General features: G+C 67.9%; 15 protein-coding genes and 1 pseudogene. 13 read left to right on the forward strand and 3 right to left on the reverse strand.

What is annotated here, in order from left to right; genetic code table 11:
* From G3N93_RS20770 to G3N93_RS20795, 6 genes and pseudogenes are all read left to right on the forward strand, one after another.
* Window positions 1-197, forward strand: a pseudogene (locus tag G3N93_RS20770) (teicoplanin resistance protein VanZ); the annotation flags it as partial.
* A 304-nt stretch (window positions 198-501) separates the two neighbouring features.
* Entirely contained in the window at window positions 502-819 is a 318-nt protein-coding gene (locus tag G3N93_RS20775) for a ferredoxin (protein ID WP_011353339.1), read from the forward strand.
* A 13-nt stretch (window positions 820-832) separates the two neighbouring features.
* A complete protein-coding gene (locus G3N93_RS20780; RefSeq protein ID WP_174937743.1) occupies window positions 833-1,477 on the forward strand; it encodes an alpha/beta hydrolase in 645 nt (214 codons plus the stop codon).
* A 487-nt stretch (window positions 1,478-1,964) separates the two neighbouring features.
* Window positions 1,965-3,278: a D-alanyl-D-alanine carboxypeptidase family protein gene (locus G3N93_RS20785; RefSeq protein WP_011353337.1), complete on the forward strand. Its 1,314-nt coding sequence runs from the start codon at window positions 1,965-1,967 to the stop codon at window positions 3,276-3,278.
* A 48-nt stretch (window positions 3,279-3,326) separates the two neighbouring features.
* Complete coding sequence (locus G3N93_RS20790; protein WP_174946569.1) at window positions 3,327-4,253, forward strand: D-amino acid aminotransferase; 927 nt, start codon at window positions 3,327-3,329, stop codon at window positions 4,251-4,253.
* Entirely contained in the window at window positions 4,253-4,561 is a 309-nt protein-coding gene (locus G3N93_RS20795) for a YbeD family protein (RefSeq protein WP_011353335.1), read from the forward strand. Before G3N93_RS20790 ends, G3N93_RS20795 begins: the two co-directional genes overlap by 1 nt.
* On the opposite strand, the gene G3N93_RS20800 is transcribed toward G3N93_RS20795, so the two are convergent.
* Complete coding sequence (locus G3N93_RS20800) at window positions 4,545-5,531, reverse strand: transcriptional regulator GcvA (protein ID WP_206133845.1); 987 nt, start codon at window positions 5,529-5,531, stop codon at window positions 4,545-4,547. The two genes, G3N93_RS20795 and G3N93_RS20800, sit on opposite strands and share 17 nt — an antisense overlap.
* A 102-nt stretch (window positions 5,532-5,633) precedes the next feature.
* On the opposite strand from G3N93_RS20800, the gene G3N93_RS20805 reads away from it, so the two are divergent.
* The 6 genes from G3N93_RS20805 to G3N93_RS20830 all read left to right on the forward strand — a co-directional run bounded on the left by G3N93_RS20805 (window position 5,634) and on the right by G3N93_RS20830 (window position 10,845).
* Window positions 5,634-5,960: a DUF2917 domain-containing protein gene (locus tag G3N93_RS20805; protein ID WP_122946777.1), complete on the forward strand. Its 327-nt coding sequence runs from the start codon at window positions 5,634-5,636 to the stop codon at window positions 5,958-5,960.
* Window positions 5,961-6,044: 84 nt separating this feature from the next.
* Window positions 6,045-6,803, forward strand: a complete 759-nt coding sequence (lipB, locus tag G3N93_RS20810) for a lipoyl(octanoyl) transferase LipB (RefSeq protein ID WP_206133846.1) — start codon at window positions 6,045-6,047, stop codon at window positions 6,801-6,803.
* Window positions 6,796-7,788, forward strand: a complete 993-nt coding sequence (lipA, locus tag G3N93_RS20815; protein ID WP_039346279.1) for a lipoyl synthase — start codon at window positions 6,796-6,798, stop codon at window positions 7,786-7,788. The genes lipB and lipA overlap by 8 nt, the downstream gene beginning before the upstream one ends.
* Before the next feature lie 253 nt (window positions 7,789-8,041).
* The gene (tauA, locus tag G3N93_RS20820; RefSeq protein ID WP_174916224.1) at window positions 8,042-9,058 is read left to right on the forward strand and encodes a taurine ABC transporter substrate-binding protein; all 1,017 of its coding nucleotides are present in this window, start codon (window positions 8,042-8,044) and stop codon (window positions 9,056-9,058) included.
* Window positions 9,059-9,085: 27 nt separating this feature from the next.
* Window positions 9,086-9,883: a taurine ABC transporter ATP-binding protein gene (locus G3N93_RS20825; protein ID WP_206133847.1), complete on the forward strand. Its 798-nt coding sequence runs from the start codon at window positions 9,086-9,088 to the stop codon at window positions 9,881-9,883.
* Window positions 9,883-10,845 carry an ABC transporter permease subunit gene (locus tag G3N93_RS20830; protein ID WP_206133850.1) on the forward strand — a complete coding sequence of 321 codons (963 nt, stop codon included), beginning with the start codon at window positions 9,883-9,885 and terminating at the stop codon, window positions 10,843-10,845. Before G3N93_RS20825 ends, G3N93_RS20830 begins: the two co-directional genes overlap by 1 nt.
* A gap of 52 nt (window positions 10,846-10,897) precedes the next feature.
* On the opposite strand, the gene ggt is transcribed toward G3N93_RS20830, so the two are convergent.
* Both ggt and G3N93_RS20840 read right to left on the reverse strand, forming a co-directional pair.
* Window positions 10,898-12,775, reverse strand: a complete 1,878-nt coding sequence (ggt, locus tag G3N93_RS20835) for a gamma-glutamyltransferase (protein ID WP_206133848.1) — start codon at window positions 12,773-12,775, stop codon at window positions 10,898-10,900.
* Between the two features lie 72 nt (window positions 12,776-12,847).
* Window positions 12,848-13,810, reverse strand: a complete 963-nt coding sequence (locus G3N93_RS20840; protein WP_011353323.1) for a LysR family transcriptional regulator — start codon at window positions 13,808-13,810, stop codon at window positions 12,848-12,850.
* Window positions 13,811-14,070: 260 nt separating this feature from the next.
* Here G3N93_RS20840 and G3N93_RS20845 point away from each other — a divergent pair.
* Window positions 14,071-14,438: enoyl-CoA hydratase-related protein (locus G3N93_RS20845; RefSeq protein WP_206133849.1), on the forward strand; the 368-nt coding region annotated here is incomplete at its 3' end.

Below are 14,438 nucleotides of genomic sequence, written 5' to 3' on the forward strand. Positions count from 1 at the left end.
AGGCCGGGGTGGCGCTCGTGAACCTGCTGCCGGTCAATCCGTTCTTCGACTTCACGCTGTCGGGCTGGCGGCAGGGCCGCTACGTGCACTTCAACAGCCTCGCGCGCTGGCTCGCGTGGATCTGGCCCTACGCGGCGCTGATCTGGCTCGGCCAGCGCGTCGAGCATGCGTGGCTGCCGGCCGCGTTGCGCCGCTGACGCGGTGGTCAGGGCCACGCGGCGGCCGTATCGCGGGCAGCCGCGTGCGCCGCTCGCTATAATCGTCCGCATGAGTGCAGTGTTCGGCACCAATCGGCACTGATGTGCGGTGCCTTCGCGCCCGTGGCGCGTTGCAAATCCTCGCGATGCCACCAGGCATCGCTGCGGTTTGCGCGTTGCCACGAGCACGAATCCGCTGGCACATGAGCGCCGCTTGGCACCGAACACTTCACGCCCGCTGCCCCGCGCAGCGGCAACCGCTCCTCTTTCCGCACGGCCTCGCGCCGGGCCGCTCGTCACCATCATGGATTCCTACTACCAGCACCACGTCTTCTTCTGCCTGAACCAGCGCGAACCGGGCGCCGAACGCCCGAGCTGCGCGCAATGCGACGCGCAGAGCATGCAGGAATACGCGAAAAAGCGCGTGAAGGAGCTCGGCCTCGCGGGGCCCGGCAAGGTTCGCATCAACAAGGCCGGCTGCCTCGACCGCTGCGAGGAAGGGCCCGTGATGGTCGTGTATCCGGAAGGCACGTGGTACACGTACGTCGACCAGGCCGACATCGACGAGATCGTCGAATCGCACCTGCGCGACGGCAAGGTCGTCGACCGCCTGAAGATCTGAGCGGGCCGGCCGAATGAACGTTCATACGCAGAAGTCGCTGATCGCGGGCCCGGTCGGGCAGATCGAAATCGCGGTCGACCTCCCCGACGCCGTGCGCGAGAGCGGCGCCGCGCCGCGCGGGATCGCGCTGGTCGCGCATCCGCATCCGCTGTTCGGCGGCACGATGGACAACAAGGTCGCGCAGACGCTCGCGCGCACGCTCGTGCAGCTGGACTACGTCGTGTTCCGGTCGAACTTCCGCGGCGTCGGCGCGACCGAAGGCGTGCACGACAACGGCACCGGCGAGGCCGACGACCTGCTCGCGGTGCTCGCGCACATGCGCGCGCAGCCCGCGTACGCCGACCTGCCGCTCGTGCTCGCGGGCTTCTCGTTCGGCACCTTCGTGCTGTCGCACGTCGCGAAGCGGCTGCGCGACGCGGGCGAGACGATCGAACGGATGGTGTTCGTCGGCACGGCCGCGAGCCGCTGGCAGGTGGCCGACGTGCCGGAGAACACGCTCGTGATCCACGGCGAAACCGACGACACGGTGCCGATCGCTTCCGTGTACGACTGGGCGCGGCCGCAGGAACTGCCGGTCGTCGTGATCCCCGGCGCCGAGCATTTCCTGCATCGCAAGCTGCACGTGCTGAAGCGCATCATCGTCGACGCGTGGCGCTAGCCCGTGCGCGGGTGCCGGCGTAACGCCGGTCGCCCGCGTCGCGTCTCACACCGGATCGCCGGCACGCGCCGGACGCGCGTTCCCCCTGCGCGACATCGCGCCGCAGCGTGCGGCGCAACCCGACTTCCACCTCGCCTGCGCATGCCTTTCGCACAGCTTCGCGTGCGATGACGTGCAGCTTGCCGTCACCCTGCGCCCGATGCAGATGTGCGACGGTCCGGCGCCAGGTTCGCGAAAACGCCCTGCGCGGCCACGTATAATGGCCGGATTCCGCGTCGCCCGCGGCCCGGCTGGGCCCATTGCGGCGCTCGTTTCGCCGCCTGTCCGCCCGCTCGCGACGGCCGCGAACCGAACGCGTCCGCACGAGTCCAACCGGCGCGTTTCGCGTCGCCCGACGATTTCGGGCGAGTGCCCGAAACGCCCGCCGCCTTGCCGTTCAACCCTGCGCGTTTCGCACCGCACTTTCTGCCATCAGCCTGAATCGATCATGCGTCTGTCTCCCCAAGGCCTCAAGTCCCTCGCTTCCTCCATCGCCTTCGGCACCGCCGCGCGCAACGTCGCGCTCGGCGTGATGCTGCCCGTCGCGCTCGCATCGACGATCGTCGTCGCCGAGGCGAAGCCGGCCGCCAAGGCCAAGGCCGCGCATGCGGCGCCGGCCGCCACCGAGCAGTTCACCGGCGCGCCCGCGACCTACATGCCGGGCGCCGTGCCGCCGCCGGGCGTGAATGCGCGCTCGTGGGTGCTCGTCGATGCGACCAGCAACACGGTGCTCGCGTCGGGCAATGCCGATGAACGCGTCGAGCCCGCGTCGCTGACGAAGCTGATGACCGCGTACCTCGTGTTCGAGGCGCTCGACAAGAAGAAGATCTCGATGGAGCAGATCGTCACGCCGAGCGAAGCCGTGCGCCGCGTCGGCCGCGACGAGTCGCGCATGTTCATCGAGGCGAACAAGCCGGTGTCCGTGCACGACCTCGTGTACGGGATGATCATCCAGTCGGGCAACGACGCCGCGATCGCGCTGGCCGAACTCGTCGGCGGCAGCGAAGGGCAGTTCGTCACGCTGATGAACGACGAGGCCGCGCGCCTCGGCATGAAGGGCACGCACTTCGCCGACGTGAACGGCATGCCCGACCCGAACCACTACACGACGGCCGGCGACCTCGCGAAGCTGTCCGCGCACCTGATCCGCGATTTTCCGCAGTACTACAGCATCTTCTCGGAGAAGGAATTCAAGTACAACAACATCCGCCAGGGCAACCGCAACCGCCTGCTGTGGCTCGACCCGACGGTCGACGGCCTGAAGACGGGCCATACGCAAGCGGCCGGCTACTGCCTGATCGCGTCGGCGAAGCGCGCGATTCCGGGTGTGGACGGCCAGCGCCGCCTGGTGTCGGTGATGATGGGCGAGCAGAAGGAAGGCGAGCGTACGCAGGACAGCATGAAGATGCTGAACTACGGCTACAGCGCGTTCGATTCGGTGCGCCTGTTCAAGGGCGGCCAGGCGATGTCGACGCCGCGCATCTACAAGGGCAAGGAAAACACCGTGCAGGTCGGCGTGAAGGGCGACCAGTGGGCGACCGTGCCGCGCGGCCTCGGCGACAAGATCAAGACGGAAGTCGACGTCAACGCGCCGCTGATCGCACCGCTCGCGGAAGGCCAGCAGGTCGGCACCGTGAAGATCGTCGCCGACGGCAAGACGCTGTCGGAATTCCCGGTCGTCGCGCTGCAGGCGGTGCCGGAAGCGGGTATCTTCGGGCGTATCTGGGACTCGATCCTGCTGATGTTCAGCAAGAAGAAGTAAGCACGACGGGCCTTTGTTTTTACGACTTCATCCCCATCTGTCATAGCTATGAGCCAAGCCGAATTTGAACCGATCGTCTACCTCAGCGTCTCGTCGCAGGAGGAAATGGTGCCGCTGTCGGAAGCCCGTGTACCGGTGCTCGACCGCGGGTTCATCTTCGGCGACGGCGTGTATGAAGTTGTCCCCGTTTATGCACACGACGGCGCGCACGTGCCGTTCCGGATCGAGCAGCATCTGGCGCGGCTCGAGCGCAGCCTGAAGAAGATCGGCATCGTGAGCCCACACGACGATGCGGGCTGGCGTGCGCTGATCGAGCGCGTCGTCGCGGCGAATGCCGAAGGGCTCGGCGACGGCAACGCGCTCGTCTACCTGCAGGTGACGCGCGGTGTCGCGAAGCGCGGCCACGCGTTCCCCGCGAACGCGGTGCCGACGGTGTTCGTGATGACGAGCCCGCTGCGCCTGCCGTCCGCCGAAGAACGCGCGCAGGGCGTGCGCTGCGTGACGGCCGAGGATCGTCGCTGGCTGCATTGCGACATCAAGTCGACCTCGCTGCTCGGCAACGTGCTGATGGCGCAGCATGCTGCGGAACGCGATGCGTTCGAGACGCTGCAACTGCGCGACGGCAACCTGACGGAAGGCTCGTCGTCGAACGTGTGGATCGTGAAGAACGGCGAGCTGATCGCGCCGCCGCGCAGCAACAAGATCCTCGAGGGGATCCGCTACGCGCTGATCGAGGAGCTGGCCGACGAATGCAAGATTCCGTTCGTCGCACGCGAGATCAGCGAAGTGGAGTTGCGCGCAGCCGACGAGATCATGATCACGTCGGCCACGAAGGAAGTGCTGCCCGTCACGTCGCTCGACGATCTGCCCGTGCAGGGCGGCAAGCCGGGCCCCGTGTTCGCGGCGTTGTATGACGCGTACCAGCGCGCGAAAGCGCGCGAGTTTGAACAGTTTGACCTAACCCGGAGCAAATGATGAGCGAACCGACCAAAACCATCGAGGTGACCGGCGCGATCGATACCCGGAAGGAGTCGCTGCTGGAGTTCCCGTGCGATTTCCCGATCAAGATCATGGGCAAGGCGCACCCCGAGTTCAAGGACACGATCTTCAAGGTCGTCGCCGTTCACGACAACGAGATCGATGTCGAGAAGATCGAGGAGCGCGCGTCGAGCGGCGGTAATTACACGGGCCTCACGATCACCGTGCGGGCGACGAGCCAGGAACAGCTCGACAACATCTACCGCGCACTGACCGGCCATCCGATGGTCAAGGTCGTACTCTAAGCGCCTTCCAGCCTCCTTCCTGCGCGCACTCGGCGGGGGTCTTCCCCGCCGCGCGCCGCGCGTCCAGCTCGTCGCACAGCCGCTTGTATTCGGCGACTTCCTGAAGCAGCCAGGTTCTGAACGCCTGCACGCGCGGCGTGTTCAGGAGCGGCGGCGGACACACGAAAAAATAGTGCCACGGGCTCGGCCCGTCGATGTCGAACAGGCGCACGATGCGCCCGTCGAGCAGGTCGTGCACCGCGAGCGAGCGGCGCACCAGCGCGATGCCCTGGCCGTCGATCGCGGCCAGCAGCAGGTTCGACGAATCCTGGTACAGAATCCCCCGTTTCGGCTCGGTCAGCGTCTTGAGCCCGGCCGCGTCGAACCACGGCCGCCACAGCTCGTCGTCCGAGCGCAGCAGGTTGTAGTGCACGAGATCGGCGGGCGTTTGCGGCAGCTTGCCGCCGTTCAGCGTCGGCGCGCATGCCGGAAAGAACACCTCGTCGAACAGCGGCTCGACATGCAGCCCCGGGTAGGTGCCATGGCCGAAGCGGATCGCGAGATCGACGTCGTCGCGCGCGAAATCGGTGAGCGAGTTGGTCGACTGCAGCTCGACGTCGATTTCCGGATGCCGCTCGATGAACGTGCCGATGCGCGGCGTGATGAAGCGCGCGGCGAACGACGACAGCATCGACACCACGAGCCGCCGGTCGCGGTCGCTCGCGCGCACGTCGCGGGTTGCATCGGCGATCACCATCAGCGCGGTGCGGATCTGCTGCGCATAGCGCATGCCGGCGTCGGTCAGGCACAGCCGCTTGCCGTTGCGCGTGAACAGCTGCACGCCGAGCTCCTCCTCGAGTGCGCGTACCTGGTGGCTGACCGCGCCGTGCGTGACGTACAGCTCGTCGGCGGCGCGCGAGAAATTCTCGTGACGGGCGGCGGCTTCGAACGCGCGAATCGCGTTCAGCGCAGGTAGCTGGCGGAGGTCCATTTGCTAATTTTCCTCACATCGACGTGAAAATTGGTCGTTTTGTCGGACGCCTTGAAGTGACTACGATTGTAGCCATCGAAGCACTTTTTGGCGGAGTCGATCATGCAAGAAATTTCTTCAAGCATCACGTTCGAAATCCCCGCGGGCGAAACCGTGCCGATGAAGGTACAACGCAGCACGCGGCTGGTGGTGCAGTGCGGGCCGGTATGGGCGACGCGCAGCAACGACGTCAACGACTACTTCCTGGTCGACGGCGAAACGCTGAAGCTGCGCCGCGGCGAGCGGCTTTGGCTCAGCGCGGAAGGCCGGGAGGGCACGCGGGTGGCATTCTCGGTGTCGCGGCCGCCGCGGGAAGTCGCGCTCGGCGGGCTGGCACGGCTGCGCGAACGCGTGACCGCGCTGCTCCATGACGGCTGGCGCACCGTCTGACCATTATTTCCTCCGACGGATACCGGCGATCCGTCCCCTCTCCAAGGCCGGCGAGACCCACGGGTTTTCGGTAAACTACCGCCCATGTCCGTTTCGCCGGTTTCCATCGTGTCCACGCCTGTTGCCGTTTCCGCATCGCCCGCCGGGTCCCCGGATCAGCCGGCCCCGCCGGTCACCGTGCGCTGGCGGGGCGTCGAGACCTACGAGGCGAGCTTCGACGCGATGCGCGCGTTCACCGACACGCGCACGGCCGACACCGGCGACGAGATCTGGCTGGTCGAGCACCCGCCCGTCTACACGCTCGGCCAGGCCGGCGACCCGTCCCACCTGCTGGTGGCCGACAGCGGCGTGCCGCTCGTGAAGGTCGACCGCGGCGGGCAAATCACTTACCACGGCCCCGGCCAGATCGTCGCCTACCTGCTGCTGGACCTGCGCCGGCGCAAGCTGATGGTGCGCACGCTGGTGACGAAGATCGAGGAGGCCGTGATCGAAACCCTCGCGGCGTATAATCTCGCTTCGGTCCGCAAGGCGGGTGCGCCCGGGATCTACGTGGCATCCGGCGTGCACGAGGGCGCGAAAATCGCGGCCCTCGGCCTGAAGATCCGCAACGGCTGCAGCTATCACGGGCTGAGCCTGAACGTGAAGATGGATCTGCGCCCGTTTCTTGCGATCAACCCGTGCGGCTATGCCGGACTGGAAACTGTCGACATGGCGAGCCTCGAGGTTGCCGCCGACTGGAACGACGTCGCCCACACGCTGGTGCGCCGTCTGATCGCCAACCTCGACGGCGCACCCGCGGCCGCCGACAAGCCGCAGGCACTGGAACAACATTCGAATGACTGACGTTACCGCTTCCCCCGCACCGGCCGATTCGGCCGCGACCCCTGCCTACGATCCGACCGCCAAGCAGAAGGCGCAGGCGAAGACGGCGCGCATCCCGATCAAGGTCATTCCGATCGAGAAGCTGAAGAAGCCCGAGTGGATCCGCGTGAAGGCGGCCACCGGCAGCTCGCGCTTCAACGAGATCAAGACGATCCTGCGCGAGCACAACCTGCATACGGTGTGCGAGGAAGCGAGCTGCCCGAACATCGGCGAATGCTTCGGCAAGGGCACCGCGACGTTCATGATCATGGGTGACAAGTGCACGCGCCGTTGCCCGTTCTGCGACGTCGGCCATGGCCGCCCCGATCCGCTGGATCCGGACGAGCCGAAGAACCTCGCACGCACGATCGGCGCGCTGAAGCTCAAGTACGTGGTGATCACGAGCGTCGACCGCGACGACCTGCGTGACGGCGGCGCCGGCCACTTCGTCGAGTGCATCCGCGAAGTGCGCGAACAGTCGCCGGAAACGCGCATCGAAATCCTGACGCCGGACTTCCGCGGCCGTCTCGACCGCGCGATCTCGATCCTGAACGCCGCACCGCCGGACGTGATGAACCACAACCTCGAAACGGTGCCGCGCCTGTACAAGGAAGCGCGCCCGGGTTCGGACTACGCGCACTCGCTGAAGCTCCTGAAGGACTTCAAGGCGCTGCATCCGGACGTCGCGACGAAGTCGGGCCTGATGGTCGGCCTCGGCGAAACCGAAGAGGAAATCCTGCAGGTGATGCGCGACCTGCGCGCGCACGACGTCGACATGCTGACGATCGGCCAGTACCTGCAGCCGTCCGAGCACCACCTGCCGGTGCGGGCGTACGTGCATCCGGATACCTTCAAGATGTACGAGGAAGAGGCGTACAAGATGGGCTTCACGCACGCGGCCGTCGGCGCGATGGTGCGGTCGAGCTATCACGCCGATCTGCAGGCGCACGGGGCCGGGGTGGTCTGAGCGTCCTTGCTTCGCCGTTTTCCGGCGAACCCGAAAAAAAGCCCGCAGCGATGCGGGCTTTTTTGTTGGCGCGGACGCCATGCTCGCGTTCGCACGGCAATCGCCACCGGACCGGACGCGCAATCCGGTCGAGCATGGAAAGCAAAGCTGAAACGGCATCGATAGCTTCGCACGATAAGTTCGCTCCCGCCGCGCGCAAAGCTCCTATAGTCGGCTCTCCCGCAGCAATGCCCGCATTCCGAAGGAGAGCCGCATGTCCCGTTTCAGCTTCATCCGCCGCGCCGTCGTCGCGCTGACCGCCTTTGCCGCGCTCGGCGCGGCGCACGCCGAAACGCGCGAAGTCGTGATCGCGTACCAGGACATGGTGGTGCCGTGGCGCTACGCGCAGGCGAGCGGTGAAGTCGAAAAGGCGACCGGCTACAAGGTCACGTTCCGCAAGCTCGACAGCGGCGCCGACGTGATCCGTGCGCTCGCGTCGGGCTCCGTGCAGCTCGGCGAAGCCGGCTCGAGCCCGATCGCGGCCGGGCTGTCGCAGGGGCTCGACATCTCGCTGTTCTGGGTGCTCGACAACATCAACGACGCCGAGGCGCTCGTCGCGCGCAACGGCTCGGGCGTCACGAACGTCGCATCGCTGAAGGGCAGGAAGATCGGCGTGCCGTTCGTGTCGACGTCGCATTTCCACACGCTCGTTGCGCTGCAGGCCGCGGGCGTCAATCCGAACGACGTGAAGATCGTCAACCTGCGTCCGCCCGAAGTCGCGGCGGCGTGGGCGCGCGGCGACATCGACGCGACCTACATCTGGGATCCGGTGCTCGCGAAGGTCAAGCAGTCGGGCACCGTGCTGACGACGTCGGGCCAGGTGGCGAAAGAAAGCGGCAAGGCGACCTTCGACGGCTTCGTCGTGAGCCGCAAGTTCGCGCGCGAGAACCCCGAGTTCGTCACGCGTTTCGTGAAGGTGCTCGCAGCCGCCGATGCAGACTACCGCGCGCATGCCGCTGCGTGGAAGGTCGGCTCGCCGCAGGTCGCGGCGGTCGCGAAGGTATCGGGCGCGAACGCGCAGGACGTGCCGGCCAGCCTCGCGCTCTACGCATTCCCGACGGCGGCCGAGCAGGCGTCGCCGACGTGGCTCGGCGGCGGCGCGCAGTCGGGCGCCGCGAAGTCGCTCGCGGCGACCGCCACCTTCCTCAAATCGCAAGGCACGATCCAGACGGTGCTCGCCGACTATTCGGCCGGTGTCGATCCGCAGTTCGTGCAGAAGGCCGCGCGCTGAGCGCGGCGATCATCGCGGAGCCCGAGCATGAGCACGCTGGAAGTCCGTCAGGTATCGGTTGCCTATCCGGGTGAGCGCGGCAGGCCGACGACGCAGGCGCTCGCGCGCGTCGACCTGCGCATCGATGCCGGTGAATTCGTCGTCGCGCTTGGCGCGTCCGGCTGCGGGAAGACGACGCTGCTGAACTGCATGGCCGGCTTCGTCGCGCCGACCACCGGCGACGTGCGCGTCGACGGTGTGCCGGTCACGGGTCCTGGCGCCGATCGTGGCGTCGTGTTCCAGAAGTACGCGCTGCTGCCGTGGCTCGACGTGCTCGACAACGTCGCGCTCGGGCTGCGCTTCGCGCGCGTGTCGAAGGCCGAGCGCGAAGCACGGGCGCGGGAGATGCTCGCGCTCGTCGGGCTCGACGGTCATGCGCATGCGCGGGTGTATGAGCTGTCGGGCGGGATGCAGCAGCGTGTCGGCATCGCGCGTGCGCTTGCGAGCGACCCGCGCGTGCTGCTGATGGACGAGCCGATGGGCGCGCTCGATGCGATGACGCGCGGCACGATGCAGGCGCTCGTGCTCGACGTGTGGGCGCGCACCGGCAAGACGGTGTTCTTCATTACGCACGATGTCGAAGAGGCGCTGTTCCTCGCGACGCGGCTCGTCGTGATGACGCCCGGCCCCGGCCGGATCGCGGAAACCTTCGAACTGCCGTTCGCGCGCCGCTACGTCGAATCGCGCGATGCGCGTGCGGTGAAGTCTTCACCGGATTTCATCGCGTGGCGTGAGCGGCTGATCGCGTACCTGCATCGCGACGAGGCGGTCGAGGTGGCCGCGTGATGCACGAACTCGCGCGACAGGGCGCGTCGGTCGGACGCGGTCGGATCAGCACTTTGCAGAGGCAGGACAGCATGAGCACGCAGGATTCGTGGGTGGCCGACGGGACGGCCGCAGGTTTCGAGCAGGGCGATCGCACGCGGACTCGGGCGGCAGAACGTCGTGCGCCGTCGTCGCGCCGCCACCGGTTGCCGGGGGAGGGGAAGACGGCGGCCTTGAGTACGGCGACGGTCGCGGTGCTGGCCGTACTGTGGTGGGTCGCCACGCATCGCCAGTGGCTGCCGCCGCTGTTCCTGCCCGCGCCGGAAGCCGTGTGGGCGGCATTCGTCGATGCCTGGCACGGGCGCATCCAGGGCGGCCTGCCGCTGTCCGAACATCTGCTGTGGAGCGCCGCGCGCGTGTTCGGCGCGTTCCTGCTCGCGACCGCGATCGGCGTGCCGGCCGGTATCCTGATGGGTGTGAGCCGCATTGCACGCGGCGTGCTCGATCCGTTGCTGGAGTTCTACCGGCCGCTACCGCCGCTCGCGTACCTGCCGCTCGTCGTGATCTGGTTCGGCATCGACGAAACGGCGAAGCTCGTCGTGATCTTCCTCGCGTGCTTCGCGCCGATCGCGATGGCCGCGCGCGCCGGCGTGCGCGCCGCGACGGTCGAGCAGATCAACGCCGCGTATTCGCTCGGCGGCAGCTTCGCGCAGATCGTGCACCACGTGGTGCTGCCGGCCGCGCTGCCGGAGATCCTCACCGGGCTGCGGATCGCGATCGGCTTCGGCTGGACGACGCTCGTCGCGGCCGAGATGGTTGCCGCGACCGCCGGGCTCGGGCAGATGGTGCTCAATGCGTCGAGCTTCCTGCGTACCGACATCGTCGTGATGGGCATCCTGATCATCGGCGCGATCGCGTGGCTGTTCGATCTCGCGATGCGGTGGGTCGAGCGGCGGATCGTGCCGTGGAAGGGGAGAGGCTGACGGAACACCGGCGATACGGGCGACGTCTGCACGCCGCCCCGGCCTGCCGCCCTCAATCCCCCATCGCCACCCCTTCCCGCCGCGGATCCGCCCCGCCGAACCACACCGTCTGCCCCTGCACGTTCAGCCGCTGGATTCCCTGCAGCCCCGAGTTCATCTCGACGACCTGCACGTCGTGACCGCGGCCCTTCAGCCCGTCGGCGAGTGCTTCCGACACGCGGCCGCGTTCGAGCTGCGTCGGCCCGTTCATCGACCCGAAGTTCGGCAGCGCGATCGCCTGCTGCATCGTCATCCCCCAGTCGAGCACGCCCACCAGCGTCTTCGCGACGTGATTGATGATCGCGGGGCCGCCGGCCGAGCCGACGATCATCGTCACCTGCTTCGTCTTCTTGTCGAACACGAGTTCCGGCGACATCGCCGAGCGCGGCCGCTTGCCGGCCTGCACGCGGTTCGCGACCGGCCGGCCGTTGTCGTTCGACACGAACGAGAAATCGGTGAGCTGGTTGTTCAGCATGAAGCCGCGCACCATCAGCCGCGAACCGAATGCGTCCTCGATGCTGGTCGTCATCGACAGCGCTTGGCCGTAGCGGTCGACGATCGCGATGTCGGACGTCGACGGCAGCTCGGGGCTGCGGTCGTCGGCCATCGCGAGCGTCGCGCCCTGCGGCGTGCCGGCCTGCGCGACGCCCATGCTGCTGTCGCCGATCAGGTGTGCGCGCTGCGCGAGATAAGTCTTGTCGGTGAGGCTCGCCCAGCTGCCGCCCGGCAGCGGCACGAAATCGGGATCGGCCACGTAGCGTGCGCGGTCCGCATACGCGAGGCGCCCGGCTTCGCTGAACAGATGCGCGGCGAACGGTGTCGGCTCGTAGCCGACGTCGTTGCGCACCGGCTTCTGCGCGCCGATCTGCTGCCAGTCGGGCATCGCTTCGAGGATGCCGAGCATCTGCGCGATCGCGAGGCCGCCCGACGACGGCGGCGGCATCCCGCACACGACCGAGCGACGGTAGTCGGCGCACAGCGGCGCGCGCACCTTCGCCTTGTAGCGCGCGAGATCCTGGAGCGACAGCAGGCCCGGGTTGGTCGGGTGCTTGCGCACCTTCGTGACGATGTCGCGCGCGATCGCGCCGCTGTAGAACGCGTTCGCGCCGCGGTCGGCGACCTGGCGCAGCACGGTCGCGAGCGCGGGGTTCTTCAGCACCGTGCCGGCCGCCTTCGGCGTGCCGTCCGGGTTGTAGAAGTACGCGCGCGCGGCCGGGTCGTTCTTCAGGTACTTGTCGTTGGCGATCAGCGTCGCGAGCCGCGGGCTGATCGTGAAGCCGTGCTCGGCGAGCCGGATCGCCGGCTGGAACAGCCGGCGCCACGGCAGCTTGCCGTGCGCGCGGTGTGCGGCGTCGAGCATGCGCAGCACGCCCGGCGTGCCGACCGAGCGCCCGCCGACGACACCTTCGTAGAAGCTCATCGGCTGGCCGGTCGGCCCATAGAACAGGCGGTCGGTCGCGGCGGCCGGTGCGGTTTCGCGGCCGTCGTAGGCTTGCGTTGCCTTGCCGTCGAAGTACAGCATGAATGCGCCGCCGCCGATTCCCGACGATTGCGGCTCGACGAGCGCGAGCACCATCTGCGTCGCGATCGCCGCGTCGATCGCGGTGCCGCCTGCCTTCAGCATGTCGTAGCCGGCCTGCGTCGCGAGCGGGTTCGCGGCCGCGATCATGAAGCGCTGCGAGGTCCAGCCCGGCTTGTCGGTCCAGCCGGACGACAGCTCGGGCGCATGGAAGCCGGGCAGCGGCACGGCGGCGCCCGATGCGGCGGCGACGGGCACCACCGCGCCCGACGACGGCGTGGCCGGGGACGTGCAGCCGGCGTTGAACGCGACGAGCGCGATGGCGGCAAGCAGCGTCCAGGAGCGCGAATGCGGACGAATCCGGTCGAACATGGAACCCTCGGCAGCAGTGAATTCGAAGGAGGCGACGGTGCCGGCGCAACGCGGCTGCCCGCCCCGGGCGCGCTATTGTCGCCGCGCGGCCGGCGGCTTGTCACCCGACAGGAAACCCTGACGCATCGCGCCGGGCCCGCCCCGGCCGGTCTTTCCGGCCTGTTCGAGGATGAACTCTATGAACGTCGACGTCGCGCGCGTGTGGTGCCGGTTCGGCATGTAGAGCATGTACATGTGCGTGCCGAAGATGCTGAGCCGGTACGCGTCGAGAGACGTGACGACCGTGCCGCGCCGGATGTCGTCCTGCATCACGTAGTCCGGCACGATGCCGACGCCGATCCCGCCGAGGATCGCCTGCCGCAGGAACAGGAAGTTCTCCGAAATCAGCGTGGGCTCGAGCAGCACCTCGTGGCGCTCGTCGCCGAGATACGCGGCGATCCTGAGCTGCCGGCCCATCACCGTCGCGGTCACGACGGGGGAGGCCGACAACGCGCCGAGGCTCGCCGGCATCCCGTGCTCGGCCGCGAAGGCAGCCGACGCGCACGCGACGTAGCGCACCGCGCCCATGTCGCGCGCGACGAGGTTCTGCGGCGGCTCCGGCATCACGCGCACCGCGATGTCGATCTCGTCGCGCATCAGGTCTTCGACGCGGTTCTCGAACACGACGTCGAGCACGATGCCCGGATGCAGCCGCTTGAACGCGAGCAGCCAGTCGGACATCACCATCTGCCCGTAGCCGCTCGGCACCGACAGCCGCACGCGGCCCTGCAGGTCCTGGCCGAGCGTCGTCACCGACTCCTGTGCGGCGAGCAGTTCGTTGCGGATGCGCCGGCCGTGCTCGTACAGCTTCAGCCCGATTTCGGTCGGCTCGATGCGCCGCGTCGTGCGCCGCACGAGCTGCTGGCCGATCGAGCGCTCGAGCTGGTTCAGCCGGTAGCTGACGTTCGCGCGGCTCATCTTGAGCCGCTGCGCGGCCTTGCTGAGATTGCCGGCGTCGAGGATCTCGACGAGCAGCGTCAGCGCGTTCAGGTCCATGCGTCGCGTCTCCTGATCCGTCCCGTTTATGAATCTCGATAGCGGTTGGAAGCATTCAGTGTCAAGTCAGACTTGACAGCTTGTAAAAGCGGGAGGGAATTGTCAATGAATCTCGATCAATCGAGAATCGGGTCATGCCCGGCGTACGGCCGGATCTTGTCCCGCTTCGTGCGGGACCGGGGCCGGTGCCCCGGCGCCGCCTGCGTGGCCGCGAGCCACGAACCGGCGTTGCGCACCGGCCGCCGCGTCAAGGAGACACGATGAACTCACCCGCTTCCCCTACCAGCCCGGCCGGCACCGTCACGCGCGAACGGCGCGACAAGGTGCTCGTCGTCACGATCGACCATCCTCCCGTCAACGCGCTGTCCGCCGATGTGCGGCGCGGCCTCGCCGATGCGCTCGACGTCGCGCAGGCCGACGACGCGATCCGCGCGGTGCTGATCGTCGGCGCCGGCCGCAACTTCATCGCGGGCGCCGACATCCGCGAATTCGGCAAGCCGATCGTGCCGCCGTCGCTGCCCGACGTGTGCGAGCGGATCGAATCGGGCACGAAGCCGGTCGTGGTCGCGCTGCACGGCGCGACGCTCGGCGGCGGGCTCGAAGTCGCGCTCGCCGCGCATTACCGGCT

The sequence above is a fragment of the Burkholderia sp. Se-20378 genome (genome assembly GCF_017104665.1).
GTDB lineage: Bacteria > Pseudomonadota > Gammaproteobacteria > Burkholderiales > Burkholderiaceae > Burkholderia > Burkholderia lata.

What these genes read in the sequence shown, in the direction of transcription:
- ggt (WP_206133848.1), bottom strand. Translation starts at nt 12,775, where the DNA reads ATGTTCGACCGGATTCGTCCGCATTCGCGCTCCTGGACGCTGCTTGCC.
- G3N93_RS20825 (WP_206133847.1), top strand. Translation starts at nt 9,086, where the DNA reads ATGAGCACGCTGGAAGTCCGTCAGGTATCGGTTGCCTATCCGGGTGAG.
- G3N93_RS20830 (WP_206133850.1), top strand. Translation starts at nt 9,883, where the DNA reads ATGCACGAACTCGCGCGACAGGGCGCGTCGGTCGGACGCGGTCGGATC.
- lipA (WP_039346279.1), top strand. Translation starts at nt 6,796, where the DNA reads ATGACTGACGTTACCGCTTCCCCCGCACCGGCCGATTCGGCCGCGACC.
- G3N93_RS20780 (WP_174937743.1), top strand. Translation starts at nt 833, where the DNA reads ATGAACGTTCATACGCAGAAGTCGCTGATCGCGGGCCCGGTCGGGCAG.
- G3N93_RS20795 (WP_011353335.1), top strand. Translation starts at nt 4,253, where the DNA reads ATGAGCGAACCGACCAAAACCATCGAGGTGACCGGCGCGATCGATACC.
- G3N93_RS20790 (WP_174946569.1), top strand. Translation starts at nt 3,327, where the DNA reads ATGAGCCAAGCCGAATTTGAACCGATCGTCTACCTCAGCGTCTCGTCG.
- G3N93_RS20785 (WP_011353337.1), top strand. Translation starts at nt 1,965, where the DNA reads ATGCGTCTGTCTCCCCAAGGCCTCAAGTCCCTCGCTTCCTCCATCGCC.
- G3N93_RS20800 (WP_206133845.1), bottom strand. Translation starts at nt 5,531, where the DNA reads ATGGACCTCCGCCAGCTACCTGCGCTGAACGCGATTCGCGCGTTCGAA.
- lipB (WP_206133846.1), top strand. Translation starts at nt 6,045, where the DNA reads ATGTCCGTTTCGCCGGTTTCCATCGTGTCCACGCCTGTTGCCGTTTCC.
- G3N93_RS20840 (WP_011353323.1), bottom strand. Translation starts at nt 13,810, where the DNA reads ATGGACCTGAACGCGCTGACGCTGCTCGTCGAGATCCTCGACGCCGGC.
- G3N93_RS20805 (WP_122946777.1), top strand. Translation starts at nt 5,634, where the DNA reads ATGCAAGAAATTTCTTCAAGCATCACGTTCGAAATCCCCGCGGGCGAA.
- tauA (WP_174916224.1), top strand. Translation starts at nt 8,042, where the DNA reads ATGTCCCGTTTCAGCTTCATCCGCCGCGCCGTCGTCGCGCTGACCGCC.
- G3N93_RS20775 (WP_011353339.1), top strand. Translation starts at nt 502, where the DNA reads ATGGATTCCTACTACCAGCACCACGTCTTCTTCTGCCTGAACCAGCGC.